The following is an 18,257-nucleotide window of genomic DNA, read 5'->3' as shown; positions in this document are numbered from 1 at the left end:
TCACCCCTCCCAGGAGGGGTGAGGGGTGGGTTCCCTACTCCCCTACTCCCCTACTCCCCTACTCCCTTTATTCCCTATTTCTTCAGTTACAAAATTATCATAGTCAGCTTCAACTTGCTGCGCATATTTAAAAGCTATTTCACGCACTAATTTTCTAAATTCTTGATGCTTACCATCAGTAATTTTTTTTACTTGTTTTTCAAAGGAAGTAGAAACTAATTTTTTATCAAAATCTTTATCTGCTCTAGCATGGTTGGTAGCCAGAATTTTTCCCCATTGTTGAGCGACTTCTATAAAACTGTTTTTATCTATTAAATTTTTAATTTTGAGAGATTTTTTATAGGGAGATATTTCTCTAACAGAATAATCACCAGAAAAATCTCCATCAATAGGATTATTATCCACAAGTTTTATCCATCCTAAAAAGTCATCAGCGTCTTTAATCAGTGCTTTATAAGCTAGAGCATGACGTTGAGCACTATTATTAAATATTTTCCAATAATTAATCCGGTCATATAAGCTGAACAATTCATCAGTAGGTGCTGGCTGAAACTGATGTTTAATATCTAGGATATGGTCATCATCTAAAGCATCAGTTTTCCCTTCTATTAAGACATAATAACGTGGTGTTCCTAAGGAACCTAAACCTGCATTTAATCTTTGGGCAACATCTTTAACTTTAAAATATTCTGGGTCATAATTTAGGTTTCCGGAAAGGGTTTTACCATAATCTAGCATTCGTGATTGAATAGCCTTTTTAGCATCAGTAGCAAGACCTAATTTTTCACTGGAAAAATCAAACATTCTTTGATTATCTATGACTTTAGTCCACTTATATAGCATTCCTTGTCGTGTTTTTTGAGCGGCTTTTTCTATGGTTCTTTTTATCTCTCCTTTAGTATTAGCTTCTGTAAAATATATTTTAGTTTCTTCGTCATTTCCTACATAAGAAGCTAAGGTATCTAGATAAGTTTCACTAAGGCTATCAACAACTTCTTCTTGTTCGGATTTAGATAGGGTAGAATCATTTGCCACTAAAATAATACTGGTTGCTAAACGCCACAAATCATATTGATAATCAGCAATAATTGATTCGTCAAAATCATTCATATCAAAGATAATTTCTCCTTGATCGTTATTATAAGCACCAAAATTATCAACATGACAATCTCCTAAAATCCAAGTTTTTGTATTAGGATTACCAAATTTACTGAGTCTACTATCATTAGCAAAATCTTGCCAAAACAAATGATTTGTTGCTCTGTAGAATGCAAATTCTGACTCTTGCATCTGAGCATATTTTTTGTCTTTTAACTGTTGTTTTTCCACTGGATTTGCATTTTCTAAAATTAAATTCGTATTTAATTCAATGGATTGGAATACTTGTTGTTCGCGCCGACTATTATCAATCGGTTGAGCTAAAGTATTAGAAGATAACAATAACCAATTTATAATAATTAGGATAGTTATTACTATTAGATTATTTCCGATCGTATTACTTAATTGATTAATCATTATTAGAGTAATTTGAGTGGCATTAATTATATAAGCGGGTTGGCGTTAAAAATTATTGTTATGCCAAGGCAGATAGGGTGGTCGTTGGATTGGTAAAATTAGAAAGGGCACAAGGAAATAAATTTTTGACAAACTTTATTTTCGTCAAATACTTAAGTTTTTTTGCGGGTTATTCTTCTTATTTAGTAATATTCGACGCAGTTATAAGTAAGCATTCAGCCGTCAGCCATCAGCTATCAGTTATTGCTTTTAGTTTACGATCAAAGCTTTATTAATTGTCTTACTACAAAAGTTGGTTCCCTTGACCTTAAAGTCAATATTAATTTAAACACTGTTCTTAAAGAGAAAGTCTTGTTGCGGAAAGCTAATAGCTGTTTGCGCAGCATTCCACAGGAAATGCTTACAGTTATAAAGAAAATATCTTAAGAATCAGTAAAGAGGAAATAGTGGTAAAGATTTCAGACTTTATTCTGTTTATTTTTGAGGGTTTTACAAATCTGACAATAATTACTACTTCCCAAGTATATTGGAAAACTAAATGGTAATTTTTGCTTCTCCCCAAAACTAGCTAATTACCTGAAACTGCTTCCTATTTCCTCAAAAATTTTAATGTTCTATTCACATCATTTAAGGCGAACTATAAATTAGTAATAATACTAATTTTTTTTTCTTCCTTCTTCCTTCTTCCTTCTTCCTTCTTCCTTCTTCCTTCTTCCTTCTTCCTTCTTCCTTCTTCCTTCTTCCTTCTTCAATGGCATAAAATCAATATTCTCTCTGCACTTATTTCAATTTAAATCATTATCATTACTCAAAAATTCTCGCATATATTGATTAACCAATTGAGGCTGTTCCTGTTGTACCGAGTGACCACAATTAGGAATATAGCGAATCTGAAAATTTTCCACATATTCTTCTGTGCCATAAGTTAATTCTTTTCCTAAAGCCGTATCCTCTTCACCCCAAAGCATTAAAGTAGGAATTCGCAATATTCCCCACTCTTGTTGATTGAAAAATCCAGAAAATATATTACGATAATAATTAATCATTGAAGTTAAAGCACCTCGTTTAGCCACAGCGTCCTTGTAAGCTTCTATATCAGCATCAGTAACAGCAGATTTATTTACCATACTTTGAAAAATAGAACCAATAGCTTGATAATCATCAAATTCAAGCATTAATTCTGGCAAAAAAGGTAACTGGAAAAAAAACATATACCAACTTCTCAAAAGTTGCTCTGGAGTACCTAATCCCTCCCTAAATTTTGCCGGATGAGGAATATTCATTACAATTAATTTTTCTACCATTTCAGGATTTGCATAAGCAAAAGACCAAGCTATTCCCCCTCCCCAATCATGTCCTACTAAAACACATTTTTCATAACCTAATTCTTTGATTACTCCTTCTATATCTTTAATAAATTCTGACATTACATAAGCAGATTTATCTTCTGGTTTATCACTTTCATTGTAGCCCCTTAAATCTAAGGCAACTACTTTATAATCTTGAGCAAATTCAGGGATTTGGTGTCGCCAAGAATACCAAAATTCAGGAAATCCATGTAACATTAACATCAAAGGGCCTGAACCTTGAGTCACATAATGGATTTTAATACTATTTGCTGTGATAAAATTGCTAGACCAAGGATTTTCTTTGGTTAACATTGATACCTCCTGAATAATTACAGTAAGTTTAAATAGTTGAACTTTACACTTCATTCTATCATTTTCTGATGATGCGATAAATTATATATCGATATAAATTCAACTATTTTACTACTAGAATATGTAGTAAAATCTTCCACATAATCATTGTTATTACTGTGGCGATCGCTGCTCAGACGATACTAAAATTTGCTATTAAGATTATTATTTAAAATATATTTATCACTACACTAAATCAAAACATCAAAATCAATGTACTTTGATATCCAGTCATAATCATTAACCAACCTACAGAACTAATTCCTGCATTTACTAACTACTCTAAAATCAGAACAATCATTTCCTCTTTTGCTTCTACAAACCCTGTACCAAAAATTTTAAAATTGGAGAAGCAAATACAACTATCAGAATAGTAAAAGTGAATGAAGGTCAGAATATCCAATGATCAACTGTAGCAATTAATTTTTTTTGTAGTGTTAACTAGCTCTGGGTTAAAAGCTTTTAGCTTTAGTTTAAATCTCCGGCCTATAAATGCCAAATAGTTTAAGAGTGGTTTAAATACTCTTTTAAATTGTATTTTTCTCGGTTTCAGCTATTTATCACTCGCTGTTTACGGAGAATGACCTCAGGAAATGCTGACTGCTAAATTGCTGTTTGCAGAGCATGACCTCAGGAAATGCTTTTTCATAATAGGTACATCAATAATCAAGGATATTTAATCACGAAAATAATCATTTTTTCTGACCCTTAAATCCATTAAATAATAATAGTAGCATCTACCTATAGTAAAGCAATAAACTTATCCATAAAATTAACTACCAACTAACACGAAGTAACAATTATAAATAACTCCATTCTTCTCTAGTTTGATATTTCAGATATCAAGGGTATAGCAGTGGGAGGAAAGGGCACGGACATATCAAAAACTTAAAACTCAGACAACACCAGATTTTTCCTTATCTGGTAGATAACTAAACGCTTTCTTCCTTCTTCCTTCTTCCTTCTCCTATAAATTAGCTGCTGGTCATCCTAGCTGGGCAAAAATTCTTAATACTAAAATCTATTAAATAACATATTCATATAGAAAATAAAGAGTTGCTTATACCAATGTTATGTAAGGCTGAACATAATTATGAAATTGATTAACTTGTCTGTCTTGATCTACAGTCAACTCTGATTAAAATTTTATTCTATATAACTTTATCTTAATTTCGTATTAGAACATAGACTAATAATCAACCTTAAACAGGAAAGTATTTTTCCCGCTTTTGTCTTCTGAAATTGCTATAAATAGATGCCAAATTAAGTAATATCCATCTAGAGAGCTAGAGAAATTTATAAAAAATGCTAGATTAGCACACTAAATGATCTGACAGTGAAAGAAATATTTGCTCCTTTAGCTAAAAAAGTTAAAATTTTCTTGCTCTATTTATAGCAATTACCAAAAATAATACTACAAAAAAGAAATTGGAAATTTATGCCTCAAAGGACAATACTCAATTCTATTACTCACCTATTTCTATCATTGTTTACCTTTTTATTTTTTCTGATTTATTGAAATTTATTTTATTATTTTTGCTTTCTTTTCCTGTCAATATAAGGAGGTAAAAATTTAGTTTCCTCCTCCTCATAAATAGTATATTGCCAAGGAACATTAATATCGTGAGCTGTGCTCTTCCCATTGTAAGAAGATCGACGTTGGGGTTGAGCTAATAAAATAATCATTCCGACTAAAATAATACCACCGCCAAGAAGTAAAATAGCTAAGACTATTCCTCCAATAAACCACAGTATACCTTTTTCTAAATAATTCGCAGAACTACCTGAAGCTCTTCTGCTATAATTATCTATCCCCTGTTGTAGACTCAATCCAGAAATCAAACGTTCTTGCTCCTGGACTTGAATCAACAATCGGTCATTTTGTAGCTTCAGTTGATCTTGTTGCAGTCTCAGTTGTTGTGTCTCTGCCCATTGTTGCTCTAACTGAGTTTTCAACTGTCGCATATCAAGTAATTGCTGCTGTAGTTGAGTTTTCAGTTGCTCATAAGCTGAACGTTGTTGCTCTGATTGATTTTTAATTTGTTGTTCCAACTGATAGTCCTTAAAGTCAGGAACTGAAGGGACTGAAATTGGTGGGGGTGGTAATGGCTGGGGTGAGACAGTTACTAAAGGAGAAGGAGAAGGATATACTTTTGGAGAAGGAGAAAATGTGATTGAGGGAGAAGGGGATGCTTTTGGCGCTTCCGTCCGATAATCAGGAGACGACTTGCCAAATACAATCCAACCCATGAGCAAGAGGACAATCAATATCCCCGTCAGAATACATCCTCCTATAAACGCTGCAGTCTGATTCATTATTTAATTTTACTTGATGGTTAAACCAGGACTATTTGACAAATCATATAGAGTATCTATTCTCTAATGCCGATTAATATCATAACCAAGCTTATGCAACAAAAATCAAAAACATCACTACTGTATTTACGTCAAGTCAAAATTATCTCAGTTATTCTGAGTTTCAAATGTTTAACCTTCTGTTAATAGTAGGATCTGTTGGGCATACTGCACTGGTTTCTAGAAAAAATTAATATAGAAATATACGGACTTTGAAATAAGATCCTACGACAATTAGTATTTTGATGCTACCTCCATCTAAAAACATTTGTCTTGGACTTCCAAGTTTTCTTCTAGGAAATAATCTGAAAAATATTTTTACCACAGAAAAGCAAATAGAAGCGTGGCAGGAGATTAGGAGAAAAAATCTTGGTAGAAAATCACCCCCCTTTTTTTTTAGCAAAGCTACCTTTCTTTTCTTGTCCTTTCCTTTCTTATTTCTGTATAGCACTACGTCTTTTGGCGTTTGACAATAAATTTCGGTTGTAAGGGAACACCGGATCTGGGAATAGGGGTGGGACTCAGCGGGGTCCAACAGAGGCAACCACTCGGAACCCGGCGAGGTTTCCTCGTCATGGGACCTACTAACAGAGGTAATGGGCACTCCTGTGAGGGAACAAAGGAATGTCAAGAGCGTATTTGCGTAGCGCTATACTACTTCACGGAAGTAATAAATCAAAAATCAAAATCAAGGGTTATAAGGTAAGAAAAATCTATCAAAAACTCAAGGGGTGATAGAAATCATATCTGATTTCTACCATAAGATATGTTAAGCTTAAGAATCTTGTTATTCTTACTTATATTTATAGATACAGGGATTTAGTGCCTTATATATTTTTGGTAACATATTGACTCTTAACATATTAATTAAGCGAATTAATTAACAATTTTCTTTTAATAATGGCCTCTGTTTTTTCTATTTATAAAGAACAAGTAAGTTAGAAGAAAAAATGAAAAGATGCTAGGAAATCTCAGGGTTATAGTAATCTTCAGATTTGACCTTTCCAACTTCATCTAGATCTTGATTTATACAACCTTGTCTTTGAGCATATTGACAAACACGAGCCCATAACTTTGCTTTAGTACCAGGTGGTCCAGAAGAAAATAACACCCGATCTCCACCTACTATTTTAACTAGACAGACTGGGCAAGTTTCTTGTTGATTTTCTGACATTGTTAATTATTTATTGTTTAATCATAAATTGACTTATAAGTATATAACGCTTTTTATTAATTTTGGCAAATCTCATATCTAGCAGATGTAATATTTTAGGAGGAAGGCAGATTAAGATTTTCTAGAACAATCTCCAATTTCAAGTTATTTATTATATGAAAAGATCGAGCTTAGGTTTAAATCCTCACTGTCTACACAGCTCATAGTTTCAGGCAAGATTCAAATCCCCAAAAAGCATTCCGTAAGAAATGCTATTTAATATCCCACTGGTGTTTTGAGCAGATATTTATGACCAGAAGTAGATTCTAGATAAGGTTTAGGAGCATTAGGAGCAGGACGTGGAGGTGCTGGGTCTAAAAATATCCGCTTTACAGAATTTTGTGAAACTAAACCATTATCAGAATTTGAAGCTTGTTCAGCTATTTGATTTTTCAATAACTCATTAGCCACACTTATCTGTTGTTCTTTTTGTCTAAGTTTTTGTAATTGTTGATATTCTGTCGTCCATTTCGACTGACCATAAATTGTCCAGCCATAAATTGCTACACTGGTACTTGCTAATAATACTGTGACCATGGATGAAGTTAGTTGTGTCGCCATCAAAGATTTTAACCAGAGTGGTTTGGACTTAGGTAAGGATATGACTTGAGCCAAATTCTGTTCTTGAATTATTTGTGAGTCCCTACTATTTTCTGAAGCATAGCTACTATGAGATAAATTTTCTTCATACGTTAGTTTTTGTCGGCGAGCTGATTTTTTTGAGACGACAGACAAATTTGTTTTTGGGGACTTATTGTTTGGGGCCAAAAATGTACTTCTAACTGCAACCATATAATTTACCTATACTGACATCTAATTTATAAGCATACAAAATATAACAGTATCTAATTTTGAGTATATGTTTTAATTTCCCATTCAAATTTTAATTTGAATTTTTATATCTATCAGCTTCTAAGTTATTTGATTGATAGTTTTAGTTGTATTTCCTACATTGACAATTGTTGTAAAAAATTACCTATTATATCAGATTACTTTAATTATATATGAAAAACTTTGAAGCTAAAACTTTTAAATAGCAATGTTAATATACCAGTTTAGTTCTTATTTAATCGATCGTAATTTATTTTGAATAGCTATACAACATTTAGTAGTACAAATTAATATTAATCTTAGTTAATATTTTCCCAATTGTAATTAAACTGCAAAGTATCTATGCTGATTTAGATACGATTTCCCATCAAGTTTAATTTTTTAATAGTCGATCGCATTTGTCATAAAATCCATTTAAATGTCCCAATAGTCACCGATTAAATAGACAAAAATTTAATTTAAAGGAAGAATAGATAAATAAAGACAAAACACATAGAGGTATATAGAAAATAGAATTATATAAGCTTCTTTTAGGGATAATTTTCTCTTTAATGTCGAGAGAATATCTGCACCATAAGGTACATTTTCCTGACACAAAGCTGACGCTTTTTCCTACAGAATGCTGCCTCTTAGATCAAATCTTACGCATTTTTGCTACACCTTATTGAGAACAGGGAGTAGCAGTGCGACCCCGCGACGACGACAGTCGCAAGTAGTCCAAACCCGACGTTCCCCTTCCGGGACCATAGGGAACAGTCTCCTCACCATGGGAATACCGACCAAGAGAGGGAAAGTGCACCAAGATAGGGAGTAAGTGAATAACGAATTTGTATTCATAATTTGTATACTTAACATTAATTGTGTAAAACAAAAAATCCTTTTATAACTATTGAGCGTGTCAGAAGCACTTGTCATGGTAAAAAGGTGAAAGTTGAATTATTGTTTAACCCTTAGACATTAGCTGTGTATGCCCAATATTTGGAGAATCTGTGCTAATCAAGCATCGACTAGCATATCTTTTCCCATTCTGGAGCCTTCCTAATTAATTGTTAACAAAATTATATTGACAAACATGACGATTTCTGCAGACCAAGTTAACCAAATAGTTTGGAACCATCACCATGACCCTTTTCAAGTCCTTGGTGTCCATCAGATAGAACAAGATGGCAAAACTGTGACAGTAATCCGAGCCTACCAACCAAGTGCTGAAGCTGTCTCGGTCATTTCACCGGTAGATCGGAAAGAATACCCAATGCAGTCAGTCCATAATCCACATTTCTTTGAATGTGTAATAGACGTTCCAGAACTGGCCAACTATCAACTCAAAATCAAAGAAGGAGAACACGAACGAGTCATCAACGACCCCTACGCCTTTCGTTCTCCAAAACTCACAGACTTTGACCTTCAACTATTTGGAGAAGGAAATCATCATCGTATCTACGAAAAATTAGGGGCACATCTCACAGAAATTAACGGAGTCAAAGGAGTCTATTTTGCTGTTTGGGCACCCAATGCTCGTAACGTTTCAATTTTAGGAAACTTCAACTATTGGGATGGTCGTAAACATCAAATGCGGAAAGGCCACACAGGTATCTGGGAATTATTCATTCCTGATATTGGCCCTGGAGAACATTATAAATATGAGGTTAAAAACTGGGAAGGACACATCTATGAAAAAAGTGACCCTTATGGATATCAACAGGAAGTAAGGCCCAAAACAGCTTCTATTGTTGTTGACCTAGACTCATATACTTGGAATGACCAAGAATGGATGGAAAAACGTCGCCACACTGACCCCCTCACCAAGCCTATTTCTGTCTATGAATGCCACCTGGGTTCTTGGATTCATGCCTCTGCTGCTGAACCTGCTAAACTGCCTGATGGGAAAACTGAGGCTGTAGTTCAAGTCTCGGAACTCAGACCTGATGCTCGTTTTCTTACCTACCGAGAATTAGCAGATCGTTTGGTTGCCTACGTCAAGGATTTAGGTTACACCCACATTGAAATGTTACCTGTTGCAGAACATCCTTTTGATGGTTCTTGGGGTTATCAGGTTACAGGATTTTTTGCCCCTACATCTCGCTACGGTAATGCTGAAGATTTCATGTACTTTGTGGACAAATGCCATGAAAATGGTATTGGCGTAATTGTAGACTGGGTACCGGGACATTTTCCAAAAGATGGACATGGTTTAGCGTTCTTTGATGGTACTCATCTCTATGAACATCCAGACCCCCGCAAAGGTGAACATAAGCAATGGGGTACTTTAGTATTTGACTATGGTCGTAATGAAGTCCGTAACTTTTTAGTTTCAAATGCCCTTTTCTGGTTTGAAAAGTATCATATTGATGGTTTTAGGGTAGATGCGGTTGCTTCTATGGTCTATCTCAACTATTTGAGACCCGACGGTGAATGGGTTGCGAATCAATATGGAGGCGTAGAATATATCGAAGCTGCTGATTTCCTCCGTCAGGTTAATCATTTGATTTTTGGTTACTATCCTGGTACTCTCTGCATTGCAGAAGAATCTACTGCCTGGCCAATGGTAACTTGGCCTACTTATGTTGGTGGTTTGGGCTTCAACCTCAAGTGGAACATGGGTTGGATGCACGATATGCTGGACTATTTTGAAATGGACCCTTGGTTCCGACAGTTCCACCAGAATAATGTTACTTTCAGTATTTGGTATCACCACAGTGAGAACTATATGTTAGCTCTGTCTCACGATGAGGTGGTACATTGCAAGAGTAATATGTTGGGTAAAATGCCAGGGGATGATTGGCAGAAGTTTGCTAATGTCCGGGCGTTGTTTGCATATATGTTTACTCACCCTGGTAAGAAAACTATGTTTATGGGGATGGAGTTTCCTCAGTGGGGTGAATGGGATGTTTGGGGCGATTTAGAATGGCATTTGCTCCAATTTGATGCTCACCAAGGAATGAAGCGATTTTTCCGGGATGTGAATCAGCTCTATCGTTCTGAACCTGCTTTGTATGAACAAGATTGTACTGAGGAAGGTTTCCAGTGGATAGATTGTAGTGATAATAATCATAGTGTGGTGTCGTTTATTCGTCGCGCTAAAGATGGGAAAGAGTTTGTGGTAGCGGTTTGTAATTTTACTCCTCAACCCCATAGTCATTATCGTATCGGTGTACCTGAACCAGGATTCTATACTGAAATATTTAATAGTGACGCTGGTAATTATGGTGGTAGTAACATGGGTAATTTAGGTGGTAAGTGGACTGATGAGTGGTACTTCCATAACCACCCACAGTCATTGGACTTATGTCTGCCTCCTTTGGGTGTTTTAGTCTTGAAGTTAGACCGGGAGAAAACGTTAGCAGTGATGGACCAGTCTCAGGAGACAGAAACTGAAACTGAAACTGTTTCTGAAAGTTAAATGACTGAGAGCTATTACTGAAGCTGAAACTATTTCTGAAGGTTAAATGACTGAGAGCTATTAAAGCAAAATTGAAAAGATGGCATTGCATAAATGCGGGATGATTTTAATAGTTTTGTAGTCTTGTAATCTTGTAGTCTTGTAATCTTGTGGAATGGGCATCTTGCCCGTTCCTCTCCCCTAACTGAAAATAATATAACAGAGGAGAATATGCTTGGTTTATCACCAGTATTTAAGTGTGAAAATTCTCATCCCAGAGGTGATATTGTTTTTGTTCATGGTTTGGCTGGCCACCCCTGGGGTACATGGCATCCTCAAAGCAAAAGAGATAATCAAGATTTGGACTTTTGGCCGTTTTGGTTGGGGGAGGAATTACAAGCAAATGTCTGGACTTTTGGATATGATACGCCTCGCTTTGGATATGTTGGTCAGGGAATGCCCCGTTTTGACCTAGCAAGTAATTTACTGGAATATCTTGACGTTAATGATATAGGCGATCGCCCCCTGATATTTGTGACTCACAGTATGGGTGGGTTGGTTGTTAAAGATTTAATTCGTACAGCTCAAAATTTTGATGCTAAAAAAGCTATTATCAAACAGACTCAAGGGATTGTATTTTTATCCACTCCCCATCAAGGCTCAAACTTGGCTAATTTAATTGATAATATTAATCTTTTAACGAGAGCGACGGTGAATGTTCAGGAATTAAAAGCGCATTCGCCTCAGTTACGGCAACTTAACGAATGGTATCGACAAAATGTTGATAATTTGGAAATTAAAACTCATGTCCTCTATGAAACTCAACCCATGAGTGGGGTTTTGGTTGTGGATGAGGATAGTGCTAACCCAGGAATTAAGGATGTTAAACCTATTGCTATTCCAGCAGACCACAATTCTATTGCTAAACCTGGAAAAAATGATTTGGTTTATCTTTCCGTAAAAAAGTTTGTGGAAAAATATTTGGTGCCTCCACTGATACGAGAAAAGTTAGAATCAATGTATTCCAGGCGCCACCCCTCCCCAGATACTATGTAGATCGCCCGGAATACAGCGACAATTTAAAGGCTAACCTACTGACAAATTCACCGGATACCCAAGCTATTGTGGTGACTGCTATCCACGGTTTGGGTGCTGTGGGTAAATCTACTTTGGCAACGGCTTTAGCTTATGATGAGGAGGTACAATCTCGTTTTGCTGATGGTATTCTCTGGGTAACTTTGGGTCAAGAGCCTAATATTTTGCCCATGCTGAGTGTTTGGGTGCAGGCGTTGGGTGACTATAATTTCAAACCTACAAGTGTGGAGGCGACTGCTAATCATTTGCGGACTTTACTTTTTGACAAAGCTGTGCTATTAGTGGTGGATGATGCTTGGAGTCCAGACCATGCCCAAATATTTAATTTGGGAGGTCCGCGCTGTCAGGTTTTGGTGACTACTAGGGAAAAAGCGATCGCTGATGTTTTAGATGCTGAAATTTACAATCTGGATGTGATGACTTTATCCCAGTCAATGCAACTTCTCAGTCAAAGGTTAGGGCGTGAAATTAGGGGAGAGGAAGCAAAACAGGCGGAGGCTTTGGTTAAGGAACTGGGATATTTGCCTTTAGCTTTGGAGTTGGCAGCGGCTCAAGTTGCAGATGGTATGTCTTGGGGAGAGCTGTTAGTTGATATTCAAGGGGAAATTGCTCGGTTAAAAACGTTGGATATACTAGGTCCAGAGGATGTTGTTGATGAGGCTAGTTTAAAAAAGTTGAGTTTGACTGCTTCCTTGAATTTGAGTATCAAGCAACTGAAACACAAAAGGCGGGAAGATTTTATTTGGTTGGGAATATTGCCGGATGATGTGAATATTACTCCAGGGATGGCGGCTGTCCTCTGGGGTATGAATGATGAGAGGGATGCGAGGGATAAGTTGAAGGATTTGCGGAGGAAGGCGTTGTTGTTGGATGGTGTGGCTTTGGCAGATGGTAAGCCTACTTATCGTTTACATGATTTGTTTCACGATCTGGCTCGGAATTTGTTGACTGCACCATTACATCCAACAGAAGAAGGTGATTTGCCGGGGTTGGGTATTCGTCTAGCTAAGGCTCACAAAATATTTTTGAAGAAATATAGGAAGTTAACGGATAATCATCTTTGGCATACTTTACCTAATGATGGTTATATTCATCAGCATCTAGTCTGGCATTTGGAAAAGGCAGGGAAGATAGAGGAGATTCATGGGTTATTGGCAGAGGAGTCGCAAAGTGGGGCTAATGGTTGGTATGAAACGTGCGAACGTTTAGGGCAAATGGGGATTTTTATTACTGATGTGGCTCGTGCTTGGGAGTTAGCGGAGATTGACTGGGATGAAGGTAGGTTGCCTCAAGTTGTTGGTTGGCAGTGTCGTTATGCTTTGATAACTGCTTCTATTAATAGTCTGGCAGCAAATTTACCAGGAAATTTGTTGGTGGCTTTGGTTAAACATAATTTCTGGACTCCAGAGCAAGGGTTAGCCTACGTATTACAAAAGCCTGAGCCAAGGGATAAAGGAGACTCTATCAAAAAATTAGTTGATTATTTGCCAGACAACTTAAAAAAACTAGCTCTTTCAGAAGCTCTGGCTACAACTCGACAGATTCAGAATGAGGTATATCGCGCCGAAGTTCTCTGTTCTTTAGTTGATAAATTACCGGAATTATTACCAGAAGCACTGGCTGCTGCTCAACAGATTCAGTCTGAGGGATATCGCGCCGAAGTTCTCAGTGCTTTAGCTGATAAATTACCGGAATTATTACCAGAGGCATTGGCTGCTGCTCAACAGATTCAGTCTGAGAGATATCGCGCCAGAGTTCTCAGTGCTTTAGCTGATAAATTGACACCAGAATTATTACCAGAAGCACTGGCTGCTGCTCAACAGATTCAGTCTGGATATCGCGCTGAAGTTCTCAGTGCTTTGGCTGATAAATTACCAGAAATATTACCAGAAGCACTGGCTACTGCTCGACAGATTTCAGATGAGATACCCCGCGCCGAAGTTCTTAGTGCTTTAGCTGATAAATTACCAGAAATATTACCAGAAGCACTGGCTGCAACTCGACAGATTTCAGATGAAATATCTCGCGCCGGAGTTCTCAATGCTTTGGCTGATAAATTGACACCAGAATTATTACCAGAAGCACTGGATATAACTCGACAGATTCGGGATGATAGATTTCACGTCTCAGCTCTCAGATCTTTGGCTAATAAATTGACACCAGAATTATTACCAGAAGCACTGGATATAACTCGAAAGATTGAGTATGAGGGAGATCGCGCCCAAGTTTTCAGAGCTTTGGTTGATAAATTTCCCGAATTATTACGAGAAGCTCTTGCTACTGCTCGACAGATTCGGGATAAGATATATCGCGCCGAAGTTCTCAGTGCTTTGGCTGATAAATTCCCAGAAATATTACCAGAAATATTACCAGAAGCTCTGGCTGTGGCTCGAAAGATTGAGTATGAGAAATATCGTGCCGAAGTTCTCAGTGCTTTGTCTGATAAATTCCCAGAAATATTACCAGAAGCTCTGGCTGTGGCTCGAAAGATTGAGTATGAGAAATATCGTGTCAAAGTTATCGGTGTTTTGGCTGATAAATTGACACCAGAAATATTACCAGAAGCTCTGGCTGTGGCTCGAAAGATTGAGTATGAGAGATATCGCGCCGAAGTTCTCAGTGCTTTGGCTGATAAATTCCCAGAAATATTACCAGAAGCTCTCACTGCTGCTCAACAGATTCCGAATGAGGTACATCGTGCCGAAGTTCTCAGTGCTTTGGCTGATAAATTCCCAGAAATATTACCAGAAGCTCTGGCTGCGGCTCGACAGATTCAGTCTGAGGTACATCGTGCCAAATTTATCGGTGTTTTGGCTGGTAAATTCCCAGAAATATTACCAGAAGCTCTAACTGTGGCTCAACAGATTCAGGACGAGAAATGTCGCACCCAACTTCTCAGTGCTTTGGCTGATAAGTTGACGCCCGAATTATTACCAGAAGCTATGACTGCAGCTCAACAGATTCAGTCTGAGAAATATCGCGCCGAAGTTCTCAGTTCTTTAGCTGGTAAATTACCAGAATTATTACCAGAAATACTGGCTACTGCTAGAAAACTTCAGTCTGAGTATGATCGCGCCCCACTTCTCGTAGCTTTAGCTGGTAAATTGACGCCCGAATTATTACCAGAAGCACTCGCTGCTGCTCGACAAATTCACTTTGAGATATCTCGCGCCGAAGTTTTCAGAGCTTTGGCTGATAAATTTCCCGAATTATTACCAGAAGCACTCGCTGCCGTTCGACAAATTCAGTCTGAGGGATATCGCGCCCCAATGCTCAGTGCTTTAGGTGATAAATTCCCAGAAATATTGCCAGAAGCACTGGCTACTGCTCGACAGATTCAGGATGAGTACCATCGCCCCAAAGTTCTCAGTGCTTTGGCTAATAAACTCTCATAAATGCAAAAAACTCAACTTTATACCCTCTGGCAAAATACCCTTCACACCCTATCCCTTCGCACTCGCCCCGACTTACTCTCAGACATAACAGCATTAACTACCGTCATCTTTTCTTTAGGAGGTGAAGAAGCAATAAAAAATATAGTCATTGCTATTCAAGACGTTTCTCGGTGGTGGCGGTGATTTCAGTTATCAGTTATCAGTTATCAGCTATTAGTTTCTCCAACTAAAGCTAGAGAATTAAAATACTAAAGTTGATTATTTTATGTCATAATCATTTCTAGATTAATATTTGAACAAAAAATAAATTATACCTATGTATCAACTAACTATTAATATACCAGAATAAACAGCCTTAGCTTTAAAATTAACCCCTGAAAAACTTAGTCAAGAAATGAAACTAATTTCTGCGATTAAACTTTATGAATTAGGTCGTCTTTCTTCCGGTGCTGCTGCAAATTTAGCAGGTATTCCCAAAGTCTTATTTTTGACAAAATTAGCTGATTATGGTGTAGATACTTTTCAACTTACTGAAGGTGAATTAGCAGAGGAACTAAAACGTGCCTAATTCAGTTATCAGTTATCAGTTATCAGTTATCAGTTGTTAGTTGTCAGAAGGGAAAAGAGTTAGGTTGAATGGTTATAATTACCCTCGTAGTTAGGCTTTAGTCCACCAATTACCTTTGTTCATAACCTATCACTTTCTTAAAATGTTTGTTAACAGAATAGTATCGGTTTATTTGCGCTTATTTTTTCTAGGTTTTGCTGTTTGGATGCTAGCCTTCTATTTTTTGATTTCAAATCCTAATGTAGAGGTTAATGCCCAAGATTTACCTACTCTAAAAACTCACCTCTTACCACCAACTTTGGCACAATGGAAAGACACCAGTAATAGCGGTGATTATTTCGATCGCATTGAAGTTCAGGATGTAGGTTATTTAATTTGGTCGCAGTTTCCTATTAAAGTTTATGTCGAATCTTCTCAAAACAGTAAGAAATCAGAAAATAACCTATTTTCTAGCTCAGTTAAATCAACTCCTGACTCCTTGCAAAACATATCTCGCTCTCGTCAATGGGCTAATATTGTAATAGATGCTATCTGGGAATGGAATACTTATTTACCCTTGCAAATAGTAGATAACCCAGAAATTGCCGATATCAAAATTTTTAACAAACGACCTCCTTTAACCCCCGGAAATTTAAGAGCGCGTTCTGCGGAGACTCGCTATCAGCTACATGAAGATGAGAACGGAACTTTATCTCAGAGTTTTGTAATTTGGTTGAGTCCGATGCAAGTAGGTAAATATCTTCCTGCTGCTGTTCGTCACGAGTTTGGTCATGCTTTGGGGATTTGGGGTCATAGTTCTGAGAAAACTGATGTTATGTATTATTCTCAGGTGGCAGAACCTCCTCCTATTTCAGCTAGGGATATTAATACTTTGAAGCGGATTTATTTGCAAGCAACTAGATTGGGGGTTCAATAATTAATAATTAATAATTAATAATTAATAATTAACAATTACCTCTTCTTTTCAAGGAGAGGATTTACTAAAAGGAAATTTTTTTCTTCTCTTGGTCGATTGGATATGGCGAGGAAACCCGTTCTTGCAGACCCGCTCCGAATGGCGCCATCCCACCCTTCGGGAAGCTCCGCTAACGACTGCTTTTTTCTCCTTTAAAGCAGAGGCTTTTTACCTTAATTATTCGGTAAGTTTCCTTTGCAATCAGATTTGGAATAGGCACTTAGTTTATTGCATGAAAGTGGCGATATAGGTTCTGCTAGACTCTGCTAAGGTAGCAAAACCTCTAAGTTTTCTCCAATTTTATAGCAGTCTAAGGAAAGGTTAGGATATATCAAAAGATTAAAACTCAGACAACCAAAGATTTTTCCTTCTTCCTTCTTCCTTCTTCCTTCTTCCTTCTTCCTTCTTCCTTCTTCCTTCTTCCTTCTTCCTTCTTCCTTCTTCCTTCTTCCTTCTGCTATAAATTCAAAACTTTCCTCGACCGGAAAATACTACTATCAAAAATGTTACTAACTGTACTAAAACAATACTAGGACCAGAAGGTAAATTAAAACTACCAGATACTATCATTCCTAACACCCCACTCATGGCACCAATTGTCGCAGAAACTCCTAAAAATGGTACAAATTGATGACAAATCAACTTAGCTGTTGCTGCTGGAATTACCAAAAAAGCATCCACCAATAGAATACCAACTGCTCTCATAGTCAGAGCGATCGCCAAGGATAAAATAATTATAAATATGTATTTATATCTTTGTACTGGTATCCCCTGAATTTGTGCTAAATCCGAATTTAAAGTTAATAATATTTGTTGTTGTAAAGTCAATCCTAACCAACCCAATGTTACGACTAACAAAATAACTAAAAAAAGTAAATCTAGATTACTAATTGCTAAAATATCACCAAATAATATAGATAATAAATTTCCTCGATACCCAGGTATAAAATTAAACCCAATAGTACCCAATGCAACCGAACCCGCAATTACAATACTTAAAATTGTATCTCCACCTAAATTAGTTTTTTCAATTAAATAATTTATTCCTAATCCAAAGAATACCAAAAAAACAGTTAAAGCGATCGTAAGTGGTAACTGTAATAAAGCAGCTAATACTACAGCTAAAAAAGCCGTATGGCCCAAGACATTTCCAAATAAAGATAATTGGCGCAAAATCACGAAACCACCAATAATTCCTCCTAAAATTCCTAATAGAATACCCCCTATAATTGCTCGCTGCATAAATGGTAG

The 18,257-nt window shown here is 36.7% G+C and carries 11 protein-coding genes and 1 pseudogene; 6 read left to right on the top strand and 6 right to left on the bottom strand.

The window, feature by feature from the left end; translation table 11 throughout:
- Nucleotides 1-42: 42 nt before the first annotated feature.
- The 5 genes from F6K13_RS00770 to F6K13_RS00750 all read right to left on the bottom strand — a co-directional run bounded on the left by F6K13_RS00770 (nucleotide 43) and on the right by F6K13_RS00750 (nucleotide 7,575).
- A complete protein-coding gene (locus tag F6K13_RS00770) occupies nucleotides 43-1,515 on the bottom strand; it encodes a DUF2252 domain-containing protein (RefSeq protein ID WP_124155136.1) in 1,473 nt (490 codons plus the stop codon).
- A gap of 785 nt (nucleotides 1,516-2,300) precedes the next feature.
- Nucleotides 2,301-3,230, bottom strand: a complete 930-nt coding sequence (locus F6K13_RS00765) for an alpha/beta hydrolase (RefSeq protein ID WP_353735626.1) — start codon at nucleotides 3,228-3,230, stop codon at nucleotides 2,301-2,303.
- 1,515 nt (nucleotides 3,231-4,745) lie between these two features.
- Entirely contained in the window at nucleotides 4,746-5,531 is a 786-nt protein-coding gene (locus F6K13_RS00760) for a hypothetical protein (protein ID WP_124142841.1), read from the bottom strand.
- 1,000 nt (nucleotides 5,532-6,531) lie between these two features.
- Nucleotides 6,532-6,744: a hypothetical protein gene (locus F6K13_RS00755; RefSeq protein ID WP_124142840.1), complete on the bottom strand. Its 213-nt coding sequence runs from the start codon at nucleotides 6,742-6,744 to the stop codon at nucleotides 6,532-6,534.
- A 255-nt stretch (nucleotides 6,745-6,999) separates the two neighbouring features.
- Nucleotides 7,000-7,575: a hypothetical protein gene (locus tag F6K13_RS00750; RefSeq protein ID WP_124147067.1), complete on the bottom strand. Its 576-nt coding sequence runs from the start codon at nucleotides 7,573-7,575 to the stop codon at nucleotides 7,000-7,002.
- A gap of 1,111 nt (nucleotides 7,576-8,686) precedes the next feature.
- On the opposite strand from F6K13_RS00750, the gene glgB reads away from it, so the two are divergent.
- The 6 genes and pseudogenes from glgB (at nucleotide 8,687) to F6K13_RS00720 (ending at nucleotide 16,967) form a co-directional block, all read left to right on the top strand.
- Complete coding sequence (glgB, locus tag F6K13_RS00745) at nucleotides 8,687-11,014, top strand: 1,4-alpha-glucan branching enzyme (RefSeq protein ID WP_124147066.1); 2,328 nt, start codon at nucleotides 8,687-8,689, stop codon at nucleotides 11,012-11,014.
- 210 nt (nucleotides 11,015-11,224) lie between these two features.
- On the top strand, nucleotides 11,225-12,049 hold the full coding sequence (locus F6K13_RS00740; protein ID WP_240039158.1) for a triacylglycerol lipase: 825 nt from the start codon (nucleotides 11,225-11,227) through the stop codon (nucleotides 12,047-12,049).
- Nucleotides 11,971-15,483 carry an NB-ARC domain-containing protein gene (locus F6K13_RS00735; protein WP_353735627.1) on the top strand — a complete coding sequence of 1,171 codons (3,513 nt, stop codon included), beginning with the start codon at nucleotides 11,971-11,973 and terminating at the stop codon, nucleotides 15,481-15,483. The genes F6K13_RS00740 and F6K13_RS00735 overlap by 79 nt, the downstream gene beginning before the upstream one ends.
- The gene (locus F6K13_RS00730; RefSeq protein ID WP_205127639.1) at nucleotides 15,484-15,666 is read left to right on the top strand and encodes a hypothetical protein; all 183 of its coding nucleotides are present in this window, start codon (nucleotides 15,484-15,486) and stop codon (nucleotides 15,664-15,666) included.
- Nucleotides 15,667-15,847: 181 nt separating this feature from the next.
- Nucleotides 15,848-16,051, top strand: a pseudogene (locus tag F6K13_RS00725) (UPF0175 family protein); the annotation flags it as partial.
- A 142-nt stretch (nucleotides 16,052-16,193) separates the two neighbouring features.
- Entirely contained in the window at nucleotides 16,194-16,967 is a 774-nt protein-coding gene (locus tag F6K13_RS00720) for a matrixin family metalloprotease (protein WP_124147064.1), read from the top strand.
- A 504-nt stretch (nucleotides 16,968-17,471) separates the two neighbouring features.
- On the opposite strand, the gene F6K13_RS00715 is transcribed toward F6K13_RS00720, so the two are convergent.
- A partial coding sequence (locus tag F6K13_RS00715; RefSeq protein ID WP_287286662.1) for a metal ABC transporter permease occupies nucleotides 17,472-18,257 on the bottom strand: 786 nt, incomplete at its 5' end.

The organism is Okeania sp. SIO2B9, assembly GCF_010672505.1.
In the GTDB taxonomy this organism is placed as follows: Bacteria; Cyanobacteriota; Cyanobacteriia; order Cyanobacteriales; family Microcoleaceae; genus Okeania; species Okeania hirsuta.
This window is presented reverse-complemented; position numbering and strand designations above follow the sequence as displayed.